This is a genomic window from Bradyrhizobium sp. (genome assembly GCF_004799405.1).
Classification (GTDB): domain Bacteria; phylum Pseudomonadota; class Alphaproteobacteria; order Rhizobiales; family Xanthobacteraceae; genus Bradyrhizobium.
Genome location: NZ_SSMW01000116.1, coordinates 1 through 3,853 on the forward strand (window position 1 = coordinate 1; position 3,853 = coordinate 3,853).

Sequence of the window (3,853 nt, forward strand, 5' to 3'; positions counted from 1 at the left end):
GGTTCATGGCCTGGCTGCGCGCCGCCGACACCGAGGTGAAGCGTGACATGGAAATCTCACGCGACGAGGTGCGCGTGATGACCGTGCACGGCGCCAAGGGGCTGGAAGCCCCCGTGGTTATCATGGCCGACACCACGACGTCGCCGTCGGACACCCAGCGCCTCCGCCTGATCCTTTTGCCGCAGGGAAACGGCGGCAAGGCCGTGGTCTGGGCCGGACGCAAGGCCGACGATCCGCCTGCCGTGGCCACGGCGCGCAACGCCATGCTGGACGAGACCGAGCACGAATATCGCCGCCTGCTCTATGTTGCGATGACACGCGCGGCGGACCGGTTGATCGTCGCCGGCTGCATGCCCGGCAACCGGAACAGCATCCGCGAGAATTCCTGGTACGATTTGATCAAGCGAGGCCTGGCGAATTCAGGGCTGGCTTTGCAGGAAATTCCGGCCGGCGACGGCGTAGTGAAAAGCTACAGGCGGGTGGAAGACGCAACGCCCAAGACCGACATCGCCCTCGACGCCCCCGCAAGCGTCCACCCATCGCTGCCGGAATGGCTGCACACCCCGGCCAAGCCTGAGCAAATCATCGATCGCCGGCTGCGCCCATCCGATCCCGGCATCGATGAGGGCAAAGCGTTCCGCGGCGGCGAATCGATCGCACTCCGGGCCCGCGCGCTACAGCGTGGCGTGCTGGTGCATCGGCTGCTGCAATCGCTGCCCGATCTCGCGCTCGAACGCCGCCGCGATCTCACCTTGCAATATCTCGCCCGCAATGCCGAGGGCTGGACCAACCGCGACCGCGACGCGCTGGCGAACGAGGTATTGGCCGTGATCGCCGATAGCCGGTTCGGTGCCTTATTTGCCCCCGGCAGCCGGGCCGAGGTTTCGATTGTCGGACGGCTGCAGCGGCCGGGACGGCTCGCCGCCCTGGTCTCTGGGCAAATCGACCGGCTGGCGGTGACGCCGGAGCAGGTCCTGATCGTCGATTACAAGACCAATCACGCGCCGCCGCGCAATCTCGCCGAAGTGCCGGTTGCCTACGTCCGCCAGCTCGCGCTCTACCGGGCGGTGCTGACGAAGCTCTATCCCCAACTGCCGGTCCGCGCCGCATTGCTATGGAGCGAAACCCCCGAATTGATGGAGATTTCGGCCCCCGCGCTGGACGCGCAACTGGCAACCCTTATCCGGGGGAACGACCAAGCTTGACCCGGCAACATCGCGTTCATAGGTTGGTTCTATGATCCCCGCGCGATTCTCGGTCGCGCCTTCCTTCAAACCCGAACGAGGTATTCCGATGGCCGTTGGCAAGGTTTCTGACGCCGATTTCGAAGCCGAAGTGCTCAAGGCGACCGGCCCGGTCGTGGTCGATTTCTGGGCCGAATGGTGCGGCCCCTGCCGCATGATCGCGCCCGCGCTCGACGAGATTTCCGGCGCGATGGGCGACAAGGTCAAGATCGTGAAACTGAACGTCGACGAGAGCCCGAAGACGGCCTCGAAATACGGCGTGATGTCGATCCCGACGCTGATGATCTTCAAGGGCGGCGAAATGGCCTCGCGCCAGGTCGGCGCCGCGCCGAAGCAAAAGCTGCAGCAGTGGATCACGGCTGCGGTCTGATCGCGCCTGTTATTCCATTCGTGTCGACGGCCGGTGACCATGTCGCCGGCCGCTTGTTTTGCGAGCTACCGCGCGAGTTGTGCCTATCCCGGCGGGGTGCCGTTGGCTGACAGCACGTGACCGGCCAGATACAGCGATCCCGTGATCAGGATGCGCGGCGGCACCTCATAGGCAAGCCGCGCCAGCGAGCCCAATGCGGCCTCGACGCTGACAGACGTTTCCACCCGCATCCCAAGCTGACGCACGACGTTCGCCAGATCATCCGGCGGCATCGCGTTGTCACGATCTGGGATTTGCACGGCGATGATATGGCGCGTCAGTCCTGCAAAGTTGGCGAGAAACGCGCCCGCGTCCTTGTTGCCCATCATGCCAACGATGACCACCAGCGGACGCGAGACCCGCTCTTCGAGATCGCCCAAGGCAGCGGCGGCGACCCGCCCGCCATCGGCATTGTGTCCGCCGTCGAGCCATAGTTCGCAGCCTGACGGGGCCTGATCCACCAGCGTGCCGGAGGCCAGGCGCTGCATCCGCGCCGGCCATTCGGCACTGACGATGCCGGCCTCGAACGCCGCATTGCCGATCGAAAACATTTTCTGGGCGCGCAGCGTCGCAATCGCGAGACCGGCATTGTCGAACTGATGCCGCCCGAACAGTTTTGGCGCCGCCAGATCCATCAGGCCGCGGTCGTCCTGATAGACCAGCCGTCCGCGTTCGACATTGACGTGCCATTGTTGTCCGGCCGCGTGCAGCGGCGCGCGCATGTGGCGAGCCTGCGCTTCAATGGCGGCCAGCGCTTCGGGGGCTTGTTCGGCGCAAATCACCGGCACATCGCGCTTGATGATGGCGGCCTTCTCAAGGGCGATCGCCGTCAGCGTGTCGCCGAGAAATTCGGTGTGATCGATGCCGATGGGCGCGATCACGCTCGCCAGCGGCGCGGCGATCGCGTTGGTGGCGTCGAGCCGGCCGCCGAGACCGACCTCCAGCAGCAGCACGTCGGCCGGATGCTGGGCGAACAGGCAAAACGCCGCCGCGGTTTCAATCTCGAAAATGGTGACCGGCGCGCCCGCATTGGCGCGCTCGCAATGCTCCAGCGTGGTGCGCAATTCATCGTCGCCGACAAGGGCGCCGCCGCCGGCCCGGCCGATCCGAAAGCATTCGTTGACCCGCACCAGATAGGGCGAGGTATAAACATGGACCCGAAGCCCCGCGGCTTCCAGGATCGCGCGCAAATAGGCGATCGTCGAACCTTTGCCGTTGGTGCCGGCGACGTGGATCACTGGCGGCAATTTGCGTTCGGGATGGTCGAGCCGCTCCAGCAGCCGATGCATCCGCTCAAGACCGAGATCGATGCGCCGGGGATGCAGGGCGGACAGCCGCGCGATCAGTTCGCCGAGCGGCGGCGCTGGCTTGGCCGCAGGCGCGTTCACGCGTGAGGGGGCGCTGGCGCCATATCCGCAGCCGGTACGGTCGGGGCCGGAATGGCGATCGGCGCTGCAGGCTTCGGCGCGGGTTCCCGCGCAGGCGATTTCGTCAGCAACCGGCACAGGCGCGCCAGCGTCGGGCGCAGATCGTGGCGATGCACCACCATGTCGATCATGCCGTGGTCTCGCAAATACTCCGCGCGCTGGAATCCGTCCGGTAATTTCTCGCGGATGGTCTGTTCGATCACGCGCGCGCCGGCAAACCCGATCAGCGCACCGGGCTCCGCAATCTGGACGTCGCCGAGCATGGCGTAGGAAGCCGTCACGCCGCCAGTGGTCGGATTGGTCAGCACCACGAGGTAGGGCAGTTTCGCCTCGCGCAGCATCTGCACGCCGACGGTGGTGCGAGGCAACTGCATCAGCGACAGAACGCCTTCCTGCATGCGGGCGCCACCGGACGCTGCGAATACGATGAACGGAGATTTCTTTTCGACCGCAAGCTCAAGGCCGCGCACGATGGCTTCGCCGGCCGCCATGCCGAGCGAACCGCCCATGAAATCGAAATCCTGCACCGCGACCACGACGGCGGCGCCCTCAAGCTTGCCGTAGCCGATCTTGATGGCGTCGTTCAGCCCGGTCTTGGCGCGGGCATCCTTGATGCGGTCGGAATATTTGCGTTCGTCGCGGAATTTCAGCGGATCGGCGGTCACTTCGGGCAGCGCCACGTCGAACCAGGTCTCGTTGTCGAAGATCGATTTCAGCCGCGCCATCGCGCTCATGCGCATGTGGTAGTTCGAGCCGGGAATCACGAACTGGTT

At 65.4% G+C, this 3,853-nt stretch carries 4 protein-coding genes; 2 read left to right on the plus strand and 2 right to left on the minus strand.

Annotated elements, in window-relative coordinates:
• Together E7813_RS17775 and trxA are read left to right on the plus strand one after the other, a co-directional pair.
• Positions 1-1,205 (plus strand): 3'-5' exonuclease (locus tag E7813_RS17775; RefSeq protein ID WP_291576029.1); only part of this gene is annotated, 1,205 nt, incomplete at its 5' end.
• Between the two features lie 88 nt (positions 1,206-1,293).
• A complete protein-coding gene (gene trxA / locus E7813_RS17780; protein ID WP_291567524.1) occupies positions 1,294-1,614 on the plus strand; it encodes a thioredoxin in 321 nt (106 codons plus the stop codon).
• 83 nt (positions 1,615-1,697) lie between these two features.
• Here trxA and E7813_RS17785 read toward each other — a convergent pair whose 3' ends face one another.
• Both E7813_RS17785 and accD read right to left on the minus strand, forming a co-directional pair.
• Positions 1,698-3,041, minus strand: a complete 1,344-nt coding sequence (locus tag E7813_RS17785; protein ID WP_291576033.1) for a folylpolyglutamate synthase/dihydrofolate synthase family protein — start codon at positions 3,039-3,041, stop codon at positions 1,698-1,700.
• A partial coding sequence (accD, locus tag E7813_RS17790; RefSeq protein WP_291576031.1) for an acetyl-CoA carboxylase, carboxyltransferase subunit beta occupies positions 3,038-3,853 on the minus strand: 816 nt, incomplete at its 5' end. The genes E7813_RS17785 and accD, both read right to left, overlap by 4 nt.